Raw genomic sequence first — 19,047 nt, 5'->3', positions numbered from 1 at the left:
GGCAGGTACGAAAGCTAGCGGTTCCCTCTGAGATAAAATAACATACAGTTCAGGCTAAACCGTATAATAAGTGCTGGCATGGGGACACTTTTTCCATACTTTTTCCGTTTTTGATGCAAGGGGTTGCAACCAGAAATGAAAGCGGAACACCTGCCAGGTTTTTGGAATATCCAGGATCAACCGAATAAATCCTAGCTTTATTAATTTTAGCGGTATATTTACATTTTTAAAATTAACAGCCCTTTTGAATGCCAAAATTAATCAGAATCACTACCGTACCCCTCTCTCTGAAATTATTGATCAAACACCAACTACGGTTTATGGCCGAAGAGGGATTCCAGGTATTGGCCATTTCCTCAGAAGGGAAAGAATGGCAGGCTATTTTAAAAAGCGAAAAGCATATTGAAAAAGTGATTATTCCTTTTACCCGAAAGATCACACCGGTAAAAGATCTTTATTGCCTGTGGCTGCTGTACAAATTATTTAAACAGGAGCGACCAGATATTGTGCATACTCATACTCCAAAGGCCGGGCTTTTGGGGATGATGGCAGCTAGGCTTGCAGGTGTTCCTGTCCGTATCCATACCTTGGCTGGCCTGCCTTTGGTTTCACGGTCAAAGACTCAGCAAATCCTTCTTTCCCTGGTAGAGAAAACAACCTTTCGGCTAGCTAGTGAGGTCTGGCCAAATGCGTACTCTCTGAAGGATTACATTATTCGTAAAAAATTGGTAAACGAAAAAAAAGTCAGTGTCATCGGAAATGGCTCTTCGAACGGAGTAGACCTGGAGCGGTTCAGCAGGTCCAATTTGCAGGAAAATCATTTGGTGGCGGCTACCATGCGTATCGCGCCTGGAGAAAATGAGTTTGTTTTTTTGGCAGTGGGCAGGATGGTGAAAGATAAAGGAATTGCTGACCTGGTGGAAGCATTTATTCGATCAAAAATTGTGAGTCGGTCCAAACTGGTTTTGCTTGGGGACTTTGAACAGGATCTGAATCCCCTGGAACGAAAAACCATAAATCAAATTAAAGATCATCCTAAAATTATTCACATTCCCTGGTCGGATCATGTGGAGCATTACATGGCACTATGCGATGTGCTGGTGCATCCTTCCCACAGGGAAGGTTTCCCTAACGTATTGTTAGAGGCGGGAGCCATGTGTTGTCCGGTGATTTGCTCGGATATTGATGGCAATAAAGAGATAGCCACTCACAAGAGAACGGCGCTGATATATCCCGTGGGCAAAGCAGATGTGCTACAGGAAGCCCTGGAGTTTGCTTTTGTAAAAAGGGTCGAAATGCAAGGCTTTGCAGAGAAGCTTCATGAGAAAGTGGTCCAGGGATACGAACGAAAATCCATGCATAGGAGTATTTTAAAGGCATATAACCGCATGTTAAATAGAAAATAACGTTGATAAAATTAAAAGCAATTATAAATTTCGTAAATAAGTCTATTTGCTTAATTTTGAGGACGGTCATAATGAATTTTTACCCAATGAGGCTGATTTTAGTAGTGTTGTCTGCGGTACTGGTTTCCTCCTGTATCAGTAACAAAAGAATCAATTACCTTCAAAATTTAAAAGGAAATGAGCCTATCGCTTTGGGTGAATTCATACCCTATGCAGAGGTAGATTACGAATACGTTCTTCAACCTTACGATATTGTGGATATTGATTTCGCATCCTCTAACGAAGAATTACTCCGGGCCTTTAATTACCAGGGCGCAGCAGCAGGCCGCGGGGGCGGTTCAGGTGGGGCCGGGGGAGGTGCCATGGATATTTTTTACTTTTCAGGCTATTCGCTGGATAAAGATGGTTTTGTCCGAATGCCGGTATTGGGGCAGCTAAAATTATCCGGTTTGACCGAGGAAATGGCCAGAAATAAGGTACAGGAAGCCATTAGTATTTATTTTAAAGAGGATGTAGAAGTTAGGTTACGGATTGGCGGAATCAGATACACCACCTTGGGAGAATTTAACAGTGTAGGGCCAAAAATAATTTTAAAAAACAGGGCTACAATCTTTGATGCCATTTCAATGGCTGGAGAATCTAATATCCTTGCAAGAAAAAATGAACTGTTTTTGATTCGGCAGTACGATGGGGGGACGAGAATACATCAAATCAACCTTAATGACCGGCAATTACTTGCCTCGCCATTTTATTTTATTCAGCCCAATGATATTTTGTATTTGCAACCGATGCAGATACGGCAAATTGGGTCGGGGGAAAACTTTTCAGCAAGCCTTCAGTTGGGCATCTCTATCATTACAGCGATGATGTTTATTTATGGCATCAGCTCCGGAATTTTTTGATTATGGAAAATTTAGATTTATCCAAATTTGAAGAACAGGAGAGGCCGATTGATATTAAGTATTATATCATCAAGTACTCTCGTTACTGGCCACTATACCTTTTTTGTATCCTGATAGGAGTGCTCGCTGTATTTCTCTTTCATCGCTACACAATGGAGAGGTACGAAGTGAAAGGCAGTGTCATGATAAAAAGTAACCTGGCTCCAGAGGTAAGAATTCTGGATCGTTCCAATATTTTTTCCGGAGGGGACAACCTGACCAATGATATTTTACTATTTTCCTCAAAAAACCTGGCGGCAGAGGCTTTAAGCAAAGTACATTTTGATGTCAGTTATTTTGCTTCAACCAATATCAAGGAAATTGAGTTATATAATAACAGCCCGATCAGGGTAGAGGTGGACTGGGATTTTCCCCAATTGGTAAATAAAAAAATTCGTATTCACATTCTTTCCGATTCTACCTACCGCCTTTTACCAGGTGAAAACATGTTTTTGGATCGGTTTTTTATGAGCTACCAATACCTGGAGGAGGAGCGGGATATTTTCCAAACGGAATTTCATTTTGGAGAGGAAATAAAAGGAGGGCAAGCAAAATTCACCGTTTACCTACAGAATATATCAAGGCAGTACGATGAGTATGAGTTTTTGCTTCATTCTCCCCAATCACTGATTGAAAGGTATGCTGGTGCCGTGCAGGTAAGACCATTAGTCAATTACGGATCGGTTTTGGAAGTAAGCATGGTTACCAAAATCGTAGAAAAAGGGAGTGATTATGTAAATGCACTGATGGATTCCTTTCTGGAATACGACCTCAGAGAAAAAAACCGAATCTCAGAAAATGCTTTGAAATTTATTGAAGAGCAGCTATTTATCGTAGAAGATTCGTTGAATTCCGTGGAGCGTAGGATGCAGCAGTTTAAAGTAGACAATAAAATGCTGGATGTGGATGCCGAATTTGGTGGCGTCTTGAACAGTATTCAATTGCTGGAAGATAACATCCAATCCATTGATTTCGAATTGGCCTATTATAAAACCCTTGAAGATTACCTGATTAGCAAAACAGGGAACTTTGAGGAAATAGTGGCTCCCTCCTTGATTGGCATTTCGGATGGCCTGCTTAATGACCTTATCCAGCAACTGGTAAGTCTTTCTCTTGAAAGAAGAAGATTATTGGCAGTAGTGCAGGATACTCATCCTGATGTTGCAGTTTTAGATCAGCAAATCGGCCGGTTGAAGGAAAACATTTTTGAAAATATTAGTAACCTGGTTGGCAATACCGAGAGCAAGAAAGAGGATTACCAGAAAAAGCTGGAAACCTTTGATCGCCAGTTTGCAAATCTCCCCGAGGCAGAATCCGACTACTCCTCCATTTTCAGGGAATTTAAGTTGCGAGAAAATCTCTATACCTATTTACTTGAAAAGCGGGCAGAAGCCGGCATCGCAAAAGCTTCTAATGTACCGGATAACAGCATCGTGGATTATGCCAAGAGGGGAGTACTGATCTATCCCAAGAAAACCCAAAATTATTCCTATGCCTTAGGACTAGGTTTTTTTCTTCCCCTGGGTTTTTTGTTGCTATTCCATTACCTCAATAATCGTATCATGGACCAGGTACAACTAAAAAGTCTCCTAAAGATCCCTATGTTGGGTACGATTGGATACAGTGACAAGGATACCAATTTGTTGGTAGCCGAGCACCCGCGATCCCTGGCTTCAGAATCATTCCGATCTCTGCGATCTGCCTTGTTTTATATCGCAAGCGAGAAAAAATGCAAAAAAATACTGGTTACCTCAAGTGTTTCCGGGGAAGGAAAAACATATATCAGCCTAAACCTGGCCTCCGCAATGGCCTTGAGTGGAAAAAAAACCTGCATTTTAGGCTTGGATTTGAGAAAACCCAAGCTTTCCAGTTACCTGGATATATCCAGCAAGAAAGGATTGTCAGGTTATCTAATAGATAAGGATACCGCCGACGAAATTATCATTCCTACCAAATACGAGAATTTATGGATGGTGCCATCCGGACCCGTGCCTCCCAATCCGGCAGAATTGCTTCTAAAATCCAAAATGAATACTTTTTTGGAAAAATTGGAGCAGGAATTTGATATCATTGTCATGGATTGTCCTCCGGTAGGTTTGGTTTCGGAAACCATGGATTTGTTACGCTTTTCTGATGTTAACTTGTACATTGTCAGGCATGATTTTACCCACAAAAACCAACTGTTGATGATAAACGACCTGTATGCTAATGATCAGATAAGAAATTTTTATGCCATTTTTAACGGTCTAAAAAGCGGAGGCGATACCTATGATTTTGGGGGTTATAATTATGGATACGGTTACAACTATTCCTACATGAAAAAAAATAGGTACGGAGAAGGATATTATTCCGAAGAGCCAGTGTATAAATCCGGATGGTTTAGAAAACTTATCAATAGATTTAAGGTATGATTGGCTTTTTGACAAAGCTTTTGGAGATTTACATGTTATTTTGATTGGATACACGAATTATGAAAAAATCTGTTTTGATCACCGGAGGAGCCGGGTTTATAGGCTCGCATGTCGTTAGACTTTTTGTAAACAAATATCCCGATTACCGTATTATTAATCTGGACTGTCTCACCTATGCCGGAAACCTGGAAAACCTCTCCGACATTGAAGATAAGCCCAATTACGTTTTTTCGAAAGTGGATATAAACGATACTCAGCGTTTGGAGCAGGTTTTTAATGATTACCAAATAACAGATGTGATCCACCTGGCAGCAGAATCCCACGTAGACCGGTCTATTTCAGACCCCTTGTCTTTTGTGAAAACCAATGTGATGGGTACGGTAAATTTGTTAAATGCGGCAAAAAATTTCTGGAAAGACTTACCAAATCATCTTTTTTACCATGTTTCTACTGACGAAGTCTATGGATCACTGGATCATGGCGGCTATTTCACTGAACATACCCCATATGATCCCCAGTCTCCCTACTCTGCTTCAAAGGCAGCTTCCGACCATTTTGTAAGAGCTTACGCCAATACTTACGGATTGCGCATGGTGATTTCCAACTGTTCAAACAATTACGGCCCCAATCAATTCCCGGAAAAATTGATTCCCCTTTGTATTCATAATATCAAAGAAGGGAAAGCCCTTCCCGTCTATGGTAAGGGAGAAAATGTTAGGGATTGGCTGTATGTTGAAGACCATGCCCGTGCCATTGATCTGGTATTTCACAAAGGAAAGAAAGGAGAGACGTATAATATCGGCGGTTTTAACGAATGGAAGAACATTGACATTGTAAAGCTTATTTGCCAAATCATGGACCGGAAAATGGGAAAGGAGGACGGAGAATCTGCCAAACTGATTACTTTTGTCAAGGACCGGGCAGGGCATGATTTACGCTATGCTATTGATGCGGCAAAGATCAATTCGGAGTTGGCATGGAGTCCGGTTCAGACCTTTGAATCGGGCATTGAAAAGACGGTAAATTGGTATTTGGAAAATGAGGCCTGGCTGAGCGGGGTCACATCAGGCGATTACCTGAAATATTACCAGCAACATTACGGTTAAGAAAAGAGATTATAGATTATGAAACAATACCATCAGCTTCTTCAACATATTTTAGACAATGGTGTCAGAAAAGGAGATCGTACAGGTACCGGCACCTTGAGTGTATTTGGGTACCAGATGCGGTTTGATCTCTCAGAAGGTTTTCCTCTGGTAACTACCAAAAAGTGTCACACACGTTCTATTTTTCACGAATTGCTTTGGTTTTTGAAAGGAGATACCAATATCTCCTACCTGAAAGATAATAAGGTTTCCATTTGGGATGAATGGGCAGACGAGGAAGGCGACCTTGGCCCCGTTTATGGTTACCAATGGAGGCACTGGCCAGATGGAAAAGGCGGTGAAATCGACCAGATCAAAAATCTTATCCAACAAATCAAAACCAACCCAAACTCACGTCGTCTTATCGTTAGTGCCTGGAACGTAGCAGATGTGGACCAGATGGCGCTGCCTCCCTGCCACTTGCTATTCCAGTTTTACGTAGCGGATGGAAGGCTTTCTTGTCAACTATACCAACGCAGTGCAGACGTGTTTTTGGGCGTACCTTTTAATATTGCTTCCTATGCCCTCTTCTTAAGCATGATAGCTCAGGTTTGCGATCTCGTACCCGGAGAATTCATCCATACCTTTGGAGATGCTCACTTGTATAACAATCACCTGGATCAGGCGAAACTACAGCTCAGCCGCGAATGCAGGCCTTTGCCACAGTTGAAATTAAATCCAGATGTAAAAAATATTTTCTCCTTTACCTATGAGGATATTCTATTGGAGAATTATGATCCACATCCGCATATTAAGGCTGCTGTATCGGTTTAAAAAAAACTGGTTTAGCTTGGAATACTGAGATCAAACAGGGATTCCAGTTCCGGTATGGGACGGGTATCAAACTGCCGTCCGTTTATAAATTTCAGGTAACTGATTCCGGAAATATTACTCACAAAAACCTGATCGGCGTCCATAAGGTTATCGGGTCGGAAACTACCCTCAGTATGTTGTATTTTTAATTTACTGAGCCGCTCCAGTATGTGTTTTCTTCCAATACCAGCCACACAGGCATGATTTAGGGAGGGGGTTACGATTCGTCTCTTTTTACACCAGAAAAGATTGGAGCTCCCTGCTTCAGATAAAAAACCCTTGCTATCCAGGAGGATTACTTCGTCCATTTTTCGTTCCATTCTTTCTTGGTTCGCCAATACATAGGGAAGTGCATTCAGGGTTTTACAGTTTGCCCATGGAAAATCATACAATCGAATGGATTCATTGATGTATGCCGTTTCCTTTATTTTAGGGGCTGCCTGAAAATCGGAGATCGTGACTAGTTCGGAAAAATTAGTTTCTAATGGCGTATACTTACCCAACCCATTACGGAAAATAGTCCAGCGAATCCGATATGTTTTTTCGCGGTCAAAATGGCTGTTGATAAGGGTTGAGATCCGGGCAATATCAAGGTGCCCTTTGGGCGGCATGCGGAGAATTTTTAGACTGCGGATTGCCCGTTCCAGGTGCGCATCCCTGAATCGGATTGCACCCCTACTGTAGACCATGGTTTCAAAAATACCATCTCCAAAAAGCATCGCCCTGTTTAAGGATAGGGAATCGATTTCTTTAAACGGATTTTGGCTGTTCGAAAGAAAATGTTTCATTACCGTACAATTGGGTGTCCGATTAGGGACAGTCTGTGTTTAATTAGTTCCTTAAAGGTTAAATTTAATTAAAAAATCAGGTCCAGGGGGGACAATTGCAAATATTAGCATAAACTTGTGAGTAATGCTGAATTTAGCATCAATTTTGGATACTGTTGAAAAGTTTTTATTAACTTTATAGTCATCTCTTGCATCAATTTAGTTGCTTAGGTAATTTTCAATATATCATTATTTTATGAAACACATTTTACTGGTATTTTTATTAGGGCTAGGTCAAATTAGCGCTGGATGGTCTCAAGATACCGCAGGAAAATTATCGCTGGAACAGTGTGTTGCTATCGCTTTGGAGAACAATCTCAATTTGAGAAGAAGCGAGTTGAATTTGGTGTCATCAGAAGCCACCTTGATGGAAACACGAGGACAGCATTTGCCATCCTTTTCCATGGGAGGCTCGTCTGGATTCCGATGGGGAAGGTCTATCAACCCCGTTACGAATCTTTTTGAAACCAGAAGAATTGGAAACGTTAACATATCAGCAAGCTCCAGTTTACCTATTTTTGCCGGAGGACAGATTCGCAATAGTGTGAAACAGGCAACCTTAAATGTAGAAACGGACAGGTTGAATCTGGCGGCAAGCAGAAATGATATTACCCTGAATACAATTAATTTATTTATCAATATAGCTTTCGCAAAAGAACAACTCAAAATCGCAAATTCGCAATTAACCACCAGTAGGGACCAGCTGTCTAGAACTCAAAAATTAGTAGCTGCCGGTTCTCTGCCCATGGCGGATCAATTGGATTTGCAGGCACAGACTGCTACCAATGAGCTGGAAGTAATCAATGCGGAAAATAATCTGAGGATCGCTCGATTGAACCTGTCTCAGGCCCTCCAATTGCCCTTTACAGAAGATTTTGATATTCTTATTCCGGAGCTTGAAGTGGACGGATTGTCAGTTGGCACTGAAGGAGTGGAACAGATCTACTCGGTTGCCGTTAGTTCTTTACCGGAAATTAAGGCTGCTGAGTATGGCGTCCAGGCAGCGGAATACGGTATAAAGATAGCCAAAGGCGCCTACCTTCCTAGCCTCAACCTGAGTGCGAATGTATTTTCCAATTATGTGGATCAAACTAATTTTACTACGTCGGACCCCATATTGCAGCAATTTGAAAACAACCTGTCCCAGTCAGCAAACGTAGGTTTATCCATTCCAATATTTTCCAATTTTAGAAACCAAGCCGGTGTACAACGGGCCAGGGTACAGAAGCGATTGAGTGAAATCCAGGAAATTGAAGTTAAGAACCTGCTGAGACAGGATATTGAGTCTGCCTACACTTCTGCCTATGCCGCCAGGCAATCCTACAGAAGTTCACAACTACGTGTGGAGGCCTTGGAGGAAGCTTTTCGAATGGCGCAGCAGCGATTCGACGTAGGAGCCATCAATGCAGTGGATTTTCAGGTAGCCCAAAACAATCTCTTCAACGCACAGGCAGATCTTGTTACTTCCAAATATGAATATGTTTTCAGTGTGAAAGTGCTTGACTTTTACCTGGGAAATCCCCTTACACTATAATTCAACCAAAATCATGGCAAAAAAGAAGTCGAATAAATTAATTTATATCCTATTGGCCGTAGTGGCTGTATTGGTAATAGTCACGGTTATTGGAAGAAAAGCAGGGTGGATTGGGGGAGAAAAGCCCTTGGAAGTAGAGGTTGGCGAGGTTATTAAAAGAGATATTGTGGAGAAGGTAAGTGCTTCTGGAGTGGTGCAACCCGAAACGGAAGTAAAAATGAGCCCGGATGTAGCGGGTGAAATCATAGAACTGAACGTCAACGAAGGCGATTCAGTAAAGCAAGGGGATTTACTGGTAAAAATCCGACCGGATAATTTCATTTCCGCATTAGACCGAGCTCAGGCAAATTTAAACCAGCAATTGGCGAATCTCGCTCAGGCCAAAGCTACACTAAAACGGTCCGAAGCCCAATTTAACAGGACTGAGCTTTCGTTTAATCGAAATTCGAAATTGTATGAGGATAAAGTCATTTCGGATGCCGATTTTGAACAGGCGAAAGCGGATTTTTTAACGGCTCAGAATGACCTGGAAGCGGCCAGGCAATCTGTTTTGGCTGCCGAGTATATCATAAAAAGTTCCCAGGCTTCAGTAGATGAAGCAGCTGAAAACCTTCGATTAACCAATGTGTATTCTCCCACAAACGGGGTGGTCTCAAGCTTGCTGGTAGAACAGGGAGAGCGAGTAGTGGGTACAGCACAAATGGCTGGTACCGAAATGCTGCGTATTGCAGACCTGTCCCGCATGGAGGTGCGGGTAAATGTGAACGAAAATGATATCGTCCGAATTAGCTTAAAAGACACGACGCTGATTGATGTGGATGCCTATGCCTTTAGCGGGAAGAAATTCACGGGTGTGGTAACAGCCATAGCCAATTCCGCCAACGAAAAGGCAAGTTCAGATGCGGTTACGGAGTTTGAGGTGCGAATAAGACTTATAAATGATTCCTATAAGGAACTGATATCAAATGAAAATCCCTTCCCTTTCAGACCAGGGATGACAGCGAGTGTGGAAATCATTACGGAGAAAAAAGAGTCGGTGCTTTCTGTCCCGTTGGCTGCGGTAACTACTCGGCCGGGACAAACCGTTGATCTGGGGGATGCAAGTGGTAGCATGAAAGAACTGGTGTTTATACGGGAAGGTGAGGTCGCAAAAATTCAGGAAGTGAAAACCGGAATATCCGATTTTGAAAATATTGAAATATTGGAGGGACTGGAAGAAGGACAAGAAGTGATTACCGGCCCTTATTTTGTAGTTAGTACCCAGTTGGAAAATGACAAGCCCGTAAAATTGATGGAAGCACCAACCGCCCCAAACGAATAGCATCATCTCAATTATAAATAAGGTGTCAAGCCACAACAAACAATACTTTTCAAACGACTGACTTTCAATAAATTTTGTTAGGCACATTTTCGTAATTGTAGTATTTTTTTTCTTATTTTAGCCTGATCACCTGCTTTTATTGTATGATTAGGTCAAATAGTGTCTTCATTTACCACTGGGTTCTTTTAGGGATCAGTGTTTTTGGATTATGGGGTTGTGGTCCGAATCCTCCAGAGGCGATTCGGGTGGAAGCGAATCGTATTCCTGAAAAAATAGTATACAACCTACATGTAAAGCCTATTTTGTCCGATCGGTGTTTTTCTTGTCACGGACCGGATCCCAATACACGGGAAGCCGGATTAAGACTGGATACAGAAGCGGGTGCTTACCAGTCGCTTCAAGGAAGTTGGACGAAAAAGGCCGTATTTCCAGGTAATCCTGGAAGAAGCGGTCTTTACCATCGCATTATTTCAGAGGATCCGGATCAACAAATGCCCCCTCCCGAATCTAACCTTAGTTTATCGGCCCAGGAAAAAGCCATTTTGATTCGATGGATTGAGCAGGGGGCAGTTTACCAGCCGCATTGGGCCTATATTCCGCCGCAAAAGGCTTCCTTGCCTGAACCAAAAGATTCCCAAAAGGTCGTAAACGAAATTGACGCTTTTATTTTTAGCCGCCTGGACAGAGAGGGATTGTCTCCCTCACCGGAAGCTTCTCGAACCACCCTTATCCGCAGATTGGCACTGGATCTGACAGGTTTGCCGCCTGATTGGGAGATGGTAGAACGGTTTCGACAAGACACCTCCCCGGATGCCTATGAAAAAATCGTGGATGAATTATTGCATTCGGATTCGTACGCCGAACGGATGGCATTGGATTGGTTGGATGTTGCCAGGTATGCCGATTCTCATGGATTGCATGCGGATGGCATCCGGATGATGTGGCCTTGGAGAGATTGGGTAATCAAAGCCTTTCAGACCAACATGCCCTACGATCGTTTTGTTGAGTGGCAAATTGCGGGAGACATGATGGAGGAAAAGAATAAAGAGCAAGTGTTGGCAACAGCCTTTAATCGTAACCATCAGATGACAGCGGAAGGAGGGATTATTGACGAAGAGTACCGCCTGGAATATGTTTTTGACCGATCTGAAACCACCGCCAAAGCATTTCTGGGACTAACCTTGGAATGTGCCAAATGCCATGATCATAAATTTGATCCCCTATCCCAAAAAGATTATTTTAGTTTAGCTGCTTTTTATAACAATGTAGACGAAGTGGGAATGACCGGTGATGATAAAAATGCAGGTCCCATGATGTTATTTACCGATGAAAAGACGGATGCTGAAATCGCCCGCATCAAGGAAGAAATTAACAGGCTGGAAGCAAAATTAGCCGATTCCTATCTTGACGGTGATCTGCGAACTACCCAGATTTCACCTTCCAATACCATCGATAAGGGTTTGCTGGCTCATTTTCCACTTAGTTCTTATGCTAATGAAATTACCTTATCCAAACAAAAAGGGACAGAAGGAAGGGTTTCGGGAAGTCCTGAGATAATTCCCGGGCCGGTTCCGGGAGAGAATGCCTTGCGGTTTAAAGAAGATTACGATATTATCGAAATTCCCGGAACAGGGTTATTTGAAATGAATCAGGCATTTTCCTACAGTATATGGGTTAATCCGGAAACCATCGAGCCTTATCGGTTTATTTTAGGAAATATTGGAAATAAAAACACTTATTGGAGGGGGTATGAGCTATTTTTGGATAGTTTGAATCAAGTCAATGTTCAGTTGATTCATGCTCTACCTCATAATGCCATCAAAATTAGCGGAAAGACCATTCCGTCCAACCAATGGACGCATGTAACTTTTACTTATGACGGTTCGGGAAAAGCCCAGGGACTAAAACTCTATGTAAACGGAAAGGAGGCAGACAAGCTGATTGAAAAAGACAATCTGTATAAAAGTATTCTTCCTATTAATACGAGTTACAAAACTATAGATAAAGCGTTGAGGCTGGGAAGAAGCTATCGGGTCTTTAGCGGTGATGACGGTATCTATACTGGAAGCCTGGCAAATTTGAAAATTTTTAACCGGGATTTGACAGCATGGGAAGTAGCCTGGATTTTCTCCGAAGACTCAGGGGAGCAGGTCACGGATCCAACAATAAGGCTTGCCCACGTAAATTATTGGAAAAATGCTGGAGGGGCGATAATCAGGGATTCCCTCGCTCATTTGCGAGCAGAAAAACTAGATTTAATGGCAGGGATCGAAGAGGTCATGGTGATGCAGGAAAGCAGTAGCCCAAGGAAAACGTTTGTGTTGGACAGAGGAGCCTACGATGCTCCCCTGGAGGAGGTTCAGGCTGCTGTTCCCGAAATCCTCTCCGGCTTTTCTCCCGATTGGCCTAAAAACCGGCTGGGTTTGGCGAAATGGCTGACCAGTAGGGAAAATCCCCTTGTAGCCAGGGTTACGGTAAACCGATACTGGTATCGGATTTTCGGTAGAGGCATTGTACCCACAGTGGATGACTTTGGAAGTCAGGGACAGTTGCCCAGTCATCCCGAATTATTGGACTGGTTGGCAGTAGATTTCATGGAAAATGGATGGGATCTGAGACACCTGATTAAAAAGATCGTCATGTCGGCTACCTACAGGCAATCTTCTGAAACAAATGAAATACTTCTGGAGAAGGATCCGGATAATGTTTTATTGGCCCGGGGATCTCGTCACAGGCTTCAAGGAGAGTTTATTCGGGATAGCTATTTGAAGGCTAGCGGACTTTTGGTCAGCAACTTGGGTGGTCCCAGTGTGAAGCCATACCAGCCGCCGGGTTTATGGGAAGAAAAGGGTGAGTTTTCCTATTTTTTGTATAACTACGAACAAGACAGCGGGGAAAGTCTGTATCGAAGAAGCATGTATACCTTTCTTCGCAGGACGGCACCTCCTCCTTCCATGAGTACTTTTGACGTGCCAAATCGGGAGGAATGCATGGTCAGCAGGCAGGAAACCAATACGCCGTTACAACCGCTGGTTCTCATGAACGATCCACAGGTAATCGAGGCTTCGCGGGTTTTGGCGGAAAAGATGCTGAAAGCAGGTGAACGGAATCTTGACCAGCAGGTTACCTTTGGCGTTCAGCGTTCCCTGGGTCGAAATCCTGATGAAGAAGAACTGGAAATATTGAAGCAACTATATGAGGCGGAACGAAGACGATTTGGTGATGACTTGGAGTCAGCCAAAAATTTAATTTCAGTGGGAGAGTTCCCCGTTGATAAGGATATTTCGCCTGAAAAGACGGCAGCAATGACCATGGTTGCGAGTTTGCTGTTTAACCATTACGAATTTTATACCAAAAGATAAGAAGCCGCCATGTCTGATTTATGCCAGCATACCAACAATTATTCGAGAAGGGATTTTTTGTGTAAAACAGGCCTGGGCTTGGGAGGTCTGGCCCTTTCCTCTTTGGTAACGCCAATTCAGTTGGGAGCCACCCCGGCGGGAGGACTCGGTGGAGGCACTCACTTTTCACCAAAAGTAAAGCGGGTAATTTATCTTTTCCAAAGTGGTGGACCTTCTCAACTAGAATTGTTTGATTACAAACCCGAGTTGCAGAAAAGAAATGGCGACCAATTGCCGGACAGTGTCCGGCAAGGGCAGCGACTGACAGGGATGACTGCCGGGCAAAAGTCCATCCCCATGGTTGGATCTGTCTACGATTTTAAGCAATACGGGGAATCAGGGGCCTGGGTAAGTGAGCTTTTGCCACATATCGCCGGTATTACAGATGATATTTGCATGGTGAAATCGATGTATACGGAGGCCATTAATCACGATCCTGCCATAACCTTTTTTCAAACCGGTTCCCAGCAACCCGGTAGACCTTCCATAGGCTCTTGGGTAAGTTATGGTCTGGGATCTGAAAATGAAAATCTCCCTTCCTTTTGTGTGTTACTTTCGCAGGGAAAACAGGGAGCCCAACCGGTTTACAGCCGCTTGTGGGGAAACGGCTTTTTGCCCAGCCTTCATCAGGGCGTACAATTTCGTTCCGGAAAGGATCCGGTGTTGTACCTGAACGACCCACCTGGTATTTCGGGAAGGGACCGCAGAAATTACCTGGATCATTTAAAGAAATTGTACGATTTAGGTTATCAGCAGTCCCATGATGAGGAAATCAATGCTAAAATTGCGCAATACGAAATGGCCTATCGGATGCAGACCTCTGTTCCGGAAACCATGAATATTTCCGACGAACCGGAGCACATTACGGATATGTATGGACCTGAGGTACACCAACCGGGAACGTATGCAGCGAATTGCCTGCTGGCCCGGAAACTAGCTGAAAAGGATGTCAAATTTATACAGCTTTATCACAAAGGATGGGATCAGCATGGAAACCTCCCCAAAGATATTCTTACCATGTCCCAAAGTATGGATCGCCCTACCGCTGCCTTAATCAGAGATTTGAAGCAACGAGGCATGTTGGAAGATACCCTGGTTATCTGGGGAGGAGAGTTTGGTCGAACCAGTTACTCTCAGGGCCGCCTGACCCCGGAAAACTACGGCAGGGATCACCACCCCAACTGCTTTACCATGTGGATGGCAGGAGCCGGGGTAAAGAAAGGTTTTACTTACGGTGAGACAGATGATCTGGGGTACAACGTGACCCGGGATCCGGTTCACGTACATGATTTTCAGGCCACTTTATTACATTTATTAGGAGTGGACCACGAAAAACTTACGTTTAAACACCAGGGCAGACGCTATCGATTGACCGACGTGCACGGTAAGGTAGTAAAAGGTATTCTTACCTAGACGTTGATACCATTAAACTTTAGATTGATCCAGCGCCCGTTCTATATCCAGGATGATATCGTCGACGTGTTCCAGACCGACCGAAAGCCTGACCAGACCGTTAAGGATTCCTACACGTTCCCTTTCTTCTTCGGTCAATTTGCTGTGGGTAGTAGACGCTGGATGAGTGATGATGCTGCGGCTATCTCCCAGATTGGCGGTGACGCTGATCATCTGAAGGCGGTCAATAAAATTTTTGGCTCTACTCAGTCCCCCTTTTAGGGTTAGCGTGATGATACCCCCGCCATGGCGCATCTGTTTTTTTGCTAGCCTGTATTGGGGATGGGATGGTAAAAAAGGATATTTCACACCTTCTACTTCAGGGTTTCCTTCGAAATAGCTGGCAATTTTAAAGGCACTTTCACAGTGTCTGTCCATTCTGACAGCAAGGGTCTCCATACTTTTGGCTAAAACCCAAGCATTGAATGGTGACAGCGAAGGGCCTGTGTGGCGCATAAAGAATTGAACCTCATTGATCAATTCCTGTTTTCCCAGAATCAGGCCCCCTAATACCCGTCCCTGTCCATCGATAAATTTGGTTGCACTATGGGTTACGATATGTGCTCCCCATTTGGCTGGCTGCTGTAAGTAGGGGGTGGCAAAGCAGTTGTCTACGACTAAAATAAGATTATGTGCATTGGCGAAGTTGGCGATGTATTCTAAATCTATGATTTCAAGCCCGGGATTGGAAGGAGTTTCGACGAAGACCATTTTGGTAGTCGGCTGAACCAGCTTTTCCCAATTGCCTATGTCAGAAATATCCCCGTAGGAATGAGAAATGCCCCATCTAGGAAATACCCGGGTTAATAATTGATGGGTGCTACCGAACAAAGACCTGGAGGCGAGTACATGATCTCCCTGACTCAACAAGGCTGCCATACTACCAAACATGGCAGCCATCCCGGAAGCAGTTGTTACCCCTGAATCGGTCCCTTCGGCGGCACATACTTTTTCTATCAAGTCACTGGTGTTTGGATTTGCATACCGGGAATAAATATTTCCTGGTATTTCATCGGCAAACATTTGCCGGGCTTGTTCTGCTGAATCAAAGACAAAACTGGAGCTTAGGTAGATGGGGGCTGAATGCTCCCGCTGATCAGAGGAAGAAGCAGCAACGCGCACTGCCTGGGTTTCAAAATTTTTATAGTCCATGAATGGTTTATTTCAGAGGATTTTGTAAGAAAAGAGGAAATTATTCGCACTCAGCAAAAAACGTTGCCAAGAGGGTAGCGGTTCGGAAGGGTGGGGAGCAATTTTTGTTTTCATATCGTCTAATTTATCGGTCCCAATTGGGTCAGGTCTTGGCACCTTTCCGATGGGCGGAAGGTTGCCAGAGGTTCACAGAGCCTGTTCTCTCGCCTCTTCTTTATAAATCAGTTTCCTGAATTAATTGCAAATAAAAGGAGCGGATGGGTCATATCCAAATCCGAGGCCGGATTTGAGCGGCTAAAATGAAAAATCATATTGAACCCGGAATCTCCAGCCTGAAGCTTCCCGGTTAACAGATTCCTCTTCAAAATCAAAACGGGTTATATCTACCGTCATTTTATTCAAGTGATCATTAAAAAAGCAATTGAAGGCCAAGGAATATTCTCTTTCCCGATTTCCTTGTAACTCCATTTCTGGCTGGAATAGGGCATACCTGCCAGCAAGCTCCAGTTTGGTTCCCTCACTTGCTGCTTGCTTAGGATTTAGTAAAATCCCTCCCTGAACAAACCAACCCTGAAGCCTTGTTAAACGATCTGTTTCCCTGTCCAATATGTTTTTACGGTGAAATTCGCTGTGCCAGCTAAAGTACCTGTATTTCAAACTACTTTCGATCAGGAATTGGTCCATCTGGTATTGTCCCGGGGATCCATTTTCAAACCCAACCAATTGGCCCCCACCCTGGGATGAATAGCGCGTGTACTGACTGCTATTGGTGCTTCCTGCCAGCGCCAGGGAAGCCACTGGTTCTGAGTAAAATTCTAAAGCGGATCCTGACATGGCTACTCCATCTCCCAGAAAATTCCATTGCAACCTGCCCGAATACATAAGTCGGCTGTCATCGTTATTTCGCGCGCCAATCCCTGTGCCAGTCAATGCCATAAGATGATAGTTAAAATTGGCCAATCCGCCGCCATCCCATCTGCCGTAAATGGTCGCTCCCTGCTGTCTGTCCAGGGTAAAAGGCCGGTTGATAATCGAGCGCTCCATCATCTGCTGGTTGCCACTGGATATCACCCTCTCTCTGGTATATTCTGACTTCCACTGCCCGAATTTAAAGCTTAACCAAGGCCATTTTTCGACCATTACCCTAAAATCCAGCAGGCGGGATGCTGAAAGTTCGTATTCGAAATAATACTTTAGCCAAGGTTTATGGGCATGCCCCCCCACTTTGAACCGTGCCCTGTTGATTTTAAATAGGTTCTGTTTTTGCTCAAAGAAGTCATCATATGTGATTGGATCCTGGTCAGCCGGTGTAGCAAAACGGAATTGCAGCCTGCCGGCCAATTGCAATCGATACAAGCCGTCAGCAGAGGTAAACTGAAAGCCTCTCGAACTATAGGACGTTTCGCTCTGGGGAGGCTGCTCCTGAAAAGCCAAAATTTTGCCCTGGAGGGACCCTAATAAAATAAAAATACAAACCGTTTTCAATGGCATACTTTATTGGACTTTGCTACGCACTCATTTTTTTTGTGATGGTTTCAAGATCGGTTCTAACGAGAGGTAAGCCTACCGGTATCTAATATTAATCATTTGTTAAATAAATGTTAATTTTATGTTACTATACCTGCAAAGATAAAAATTGACTAATCAGGAAAAAAGATTCTTATACCGATGGCCTACTGAAAGTTCGAATATATCTACAAGAGGAAACAGGAGACCAGATTTCAAATTGAGCTATGAGAAAAATACTGATTCGAATAAAAATGGCCGATACTATGCGATTACCCAAGAAATTAAAGGTTTAATCGAGAATAATTTCTACTTCAAAAATGGGGTTAATGCCAGCCTATTTGAATCAAATACTTAGTGGAAAGAAAATCAGGAAAAAGGAAACGCTTTTCTGAATTGCATGAAGCATACAACCTGCTAGACGAGATTAAATAGATCTCGCTACTTACAAATATTTCTTAATTTGCTTTGCCCAGATGGAATAACCCTTGGCGTTCATGTGAAGGTTATCCTCCAGAAAAATATCCTCCATTGGTGTTTTATTGGCGTTTAACATGGGATTCCAAAGATCAGCGTAAGATACCTTTCTCTTCCCTCTGGCGTATTTTTTCAAGACAGCATTAAGTTCCTTGTACTTGTCCGCCAATTCCCATCTAGCTATGCTGGGTTTGGCACTAATCAAAATAATTTCGGTTTGCGGGTGGTCTAAATGGATTTGGGTAACGATCAGATTGTAAGTTTCAACGATTTCTTCGATGGATTTTCCTGCAGCGAGGTCATTATCTCCTTCATATATAAAAACCTTTTCGGGCTGGTAATCCAGCACCAATTCATCCAGGTAATGAAGCAAATCGCTAGCCTGAGAGCCACCAAAACCACTATTAACAATTTTTTCTTCCGGAAAATCTTCCTGGAGACTTTTCCACATTCGGATGGTAGAACTTCCGGTAAAAACCACCGAAGCCTGAAAATCCTGCGGCGGATAATCCTGCGTTATTTGCCTGACCTGATCGGAAAAGCGGCCGGGATCCTGAGCAAAGGAATCCGGTGAAAGGATTAAAAAAAGCAAGGAAAGGAATAATAGATTTTTCATGGGGTAAATCGTTAACGGAACCTAAACTACTATAATAATTCGAAG

General features: G+C 43.4%; 13 protein-coding genes and 1 riboswitch. Of the genes, 9 read left to right on the top strand and 4 right to left on the bottom strand.

Features of this window, described 5'->3' with window-relative positions; genetic code table 11:
- Positions 1–248 precede the first annotated feature (248 nt).
- From GKS34_RS22020 to GKS34_RS22000, 5 genes are all read left to right on the top strand, one after another.
- Positions 249–1,406, top strand: a complete 1,158-nt coding sequence (locus GKS34_RS22020; RefSeq protein ID WP_163387158.1) for a glycosyltransferase family 4 protein — start codon at positions 249–251, stop codon at positions 1,404–1,406.
- Positions 1,407–1,492: 86 nt separating this feature from the next.
- The gene (locus GKS34_RS22015) at positions 1,493–2,308 is read left to right on the top strand and encodes a polysaccharide biosynthesis/export family protein (RefSeq protein WP_163387157.1); all 816 of its coding nucleotides are present in this window, start codon (positions 1,493–1,495) and stop codon (positions 2,306–2,308) included.
- A 2-nt stretch (positions 2,309–2,310) separates the two neighbouring features.
- Complete coding sequence (locus GKS34_RS22010) at positions 2,311–4,758, top strand: exopolysaccharide transport family protein (protein ID WP_205602133.1); 2,448 nt, start codon at positions 2,311–2,313, stop codon at positions 4,756–4,758.
- A 59-nt stretch (positions 4,759–4,817) separates the two neighbouring features.
- Positions 4,818–5,864: a dTDP-glucose 4,6-dehydratase gene (gene rfbB, locus GKS34_RS22005; protein ID WP_163387155.1), complete on the top strand. Its 1,047-nt coding sequence runs from the start codon at positions 4,818–4,820 to the stop codon at positions 5,862–5,864.
- A gap of 18 nt (positions 5,865–5,882) precedes the next feature.
- Positions 5,883–6,677, top strand: coding sequence for a thymidylate synthase (locus tag GKS34_RS22000; RefSeq protein ID WP_163387154.1), 795 nt, complete (start codon positions 5,883–5,885; stop codon positions 6,675–6,677).
- A gap of 11 nt (positions 6,678–6,688) precedes the next feature.
- Here GKS34_RS22000 and GKS34_RS21995 read toward each other — a convergent pair whose 3' ends face one another.
- A complete protein-coding gene (locus GKS34_RS21995; RefSeq protein ID WP_163387153.1) occupies positions 6,689–7,504 on the bottom strand; it encodes an aminotransferase class IV in 816 nt (271 codons plus the stop codon).
- 235 nt (positions 7,505–7,739) lie between these two features.
- Between GKS34_RS21995 and GKS34_RS21990 the strand changes: the two genes are divergently transcribed.
- The 4 genes from GKS34_RS21990 (at position 7,740) to GKS34_RS21975 (ending at position 15,212) form a co-directional block, all read left to right on the top strand.
- Positions 7,740–9,077 carry a TolC family protein gene (locus GKS34_RS21990; RefSeq protein ID WP_163387152.1) on the top strand — a complete coding sequence of 446 codons (1,338 nt, stop codon included), beginning with the start codon at positions 7,740–7,742 and terminating at the stop codon, positions 9,075–9,077.
- 13 nt (positions 9,078–9,090) lie between these two features.
- Positions 9,091–10,398, top strand: coding sequence for an efflux RND transporter periplasmic adaptor subunit (locus GKS34_RS21985; protein ID WP_163387151.1), 1,308 nt, complete (start codon positions 9,091–9,093; stop codon positions 10,396–10,398).
- Between the two features lie 143 nt (positions 10,399–10,541).
- Positions 10,542–13,760: a DUF1553 domain-containing protein gene (locus GKS34_RS21980; RefSeq protein WP_163387150.1), complete on the top strand. Its 3,219-nt coding sequence runs from the start codon at positions 10,542–10,544 to the stop codon at positions 13,758–13,760.
- Positions 13,761–13,769: 9 nt separating this feature from the next.
- Entirely contained in the window at positions 13,770–15,212 is a 1,443-nt protein-coding gene (locus GKS34_RS21975) for a DUF1501 domain-containing protein (protein WP_163387149.1), read from the top strand.
- A gap of 12 nt (positions 15,213–15,224) precedes the next feature.
- On the opposite strand, the gene GKS34_RS21970 is transcribed toward GKS34_RS21975, so the two are convergent.
- The 3 genes from GKS34_RS21970 to GKS34_RS21960 all read right to left on the bottom strand — a co-directional run bounded on the left by GKS34_RS21970 (position 15,225) and on the right by GKS34_RS21960 (position 19,002).
- Positions 15,225–16,403, bottom strand: a complete 1,179-nt coding sequence (locus tag GKS34_RS21970; RefSeq protein WP_163387148.1) for a trans-sulfuration enzyme family protein — start codon at positions 16,401–16,403, stop codon at positions 15,225–15,227.
- 121 nt (positions 16,404–16,524) lie between these two features.
- Positions 16,525–16,626, bottom strand: a riboswitch (SAM riboswitch).
- A gap of 71 nt (positions 16,627–16,697) precedes the next feature.
- A complete protein-coding gene (locus tag GKS34_RS21965) occupies positions 16,698–17,894 on the bottom strand; it encodes a porin (protein WP_163387147.1) in 1,197 nt (398 codons plus the stop codon).
- A gap of 460 nt (positions 17,895–18,354) precedes the next feature.
- Positions 18,355–19,002: an SGNH/GDSL hydrolase family protein gene (locus GKS34_RS21960; RefSeq protein WP_163387146.1), complete on the bottom strand. Its 648-nt coding sequence runs from the start codon at positions 19,000–19,002 to the stop codon at positions 18,355–18,357.
- Positions 19,003–19,047 lie beyond the last annotated feature (45 nt).

Source organism: Cyclobacterium jeungdonense, assembly GCF_010994275.1.
Classification (GTDB): Bacteria; Bacteroidota; Bacteroidia; order Cytophagales; family Cyclobacteriaceae; genus Cyclobacterium; species Cyclobacterium jeungdonense.
Note: the sequence above shows the minus strand (reverse complement) of the source record. Positions and strands in the feature narration are given on the sequence as shown.

Excerpts from the sequence above, each read along its gene's own strand:
- GKS34_RS21995 (WP_163387153.1), bottom strand. The coding sequence starts at position 7,504 with ATGAAACATTTTCTTTCGAACAGCCAAAATCCGTTTAAAGAAATCGAT.
- rfbB (WP_163387155.1), top strand. The coding sequence starts at position 4,818 with ATGAAAAAATCTGTTTTGATCACCGGAGGAGCCGGGTTTATAGGCTCG.
- GKS34_RS21985 (WP_163387151.1), top strand. The coding sequence starts at position 9,091 with ATGGCAAAAAAGAAGTCGAATAAATTAATTTATATCCTATTGGCCGTA.
- GKS34_RS21970 (WP_163387148.1), bottom strand. The coding sequence starts at position 16,403 with ATGGACTATAAAAATTTTGAAACCCAGGCAGTGCGCGTTGCTGCTTCT.
- GKS34_RS22020 (WP_163387158.1), top strand. The coding sequence starts at position 249 with ATGCCAAAATTAATCAGAATCACTACCGTACCCCTCTCTCTGAAATTA.
- GKS34_RS21980 (WP_163387150.1), top strand. The coding sequence starts at position 10,542 with ATGATTAGGTCAAATAGTGTCTTCATTTACCACTGGGTTCTTTTAGGG.
- GKS34_RS21990 (WP_163387152.1), top strand. The coding sequence starts at position 7,740 with ATGAAACACATTTTACTGGTATTTTTATTAGGGCTAGGTCAAATTAGC.
- GKS34_RS21975 (WP_163387149.1), top strand. The coding sequence starts at position 13,770 with ATGTCTGATTTATGCCAGCATACCAACAATTATTCGAGAAGGGATTTT.
- GKS34_RS21965 (WP_163387147.1), bottom strand. The coding sequence starts at position 17,894 with ATGCCATTGAAAACGGTTTGTATTTTTATTTTATTAGGGTCCCTCCAG.
- GKS34_RS22015 (WP_163387157.1), top strand. The coding sequence starts at position 1,493 with ATGAGGCTGATTTTAGTAGTGTTGTCTGCGGTACTGGTTTCCTCCTGT.
- GKS34_RS22000 (WP_163387154.1), top strand. The coding sequence starts at position 5,883 with ATGAAACAATACCATCAGCTTCTTCAACATATTTTAGACAATGGTGTC.
- GKS34_RS21960 (WP_163387146.1), bottom strand. The coding sequence starts at position 19,002 with ATGAAAAATCTATTATTCCTTTCCTTGCTTTTTTTAATCCTTTCACCG.
- GKS34_RS22010 (WP_205602133.1), top strand. The coding sequence starts at position 2,311 with ATGGAAAATTTAGATTTATCCAAATTTGAAGAACAGGAGAGGCCGATT.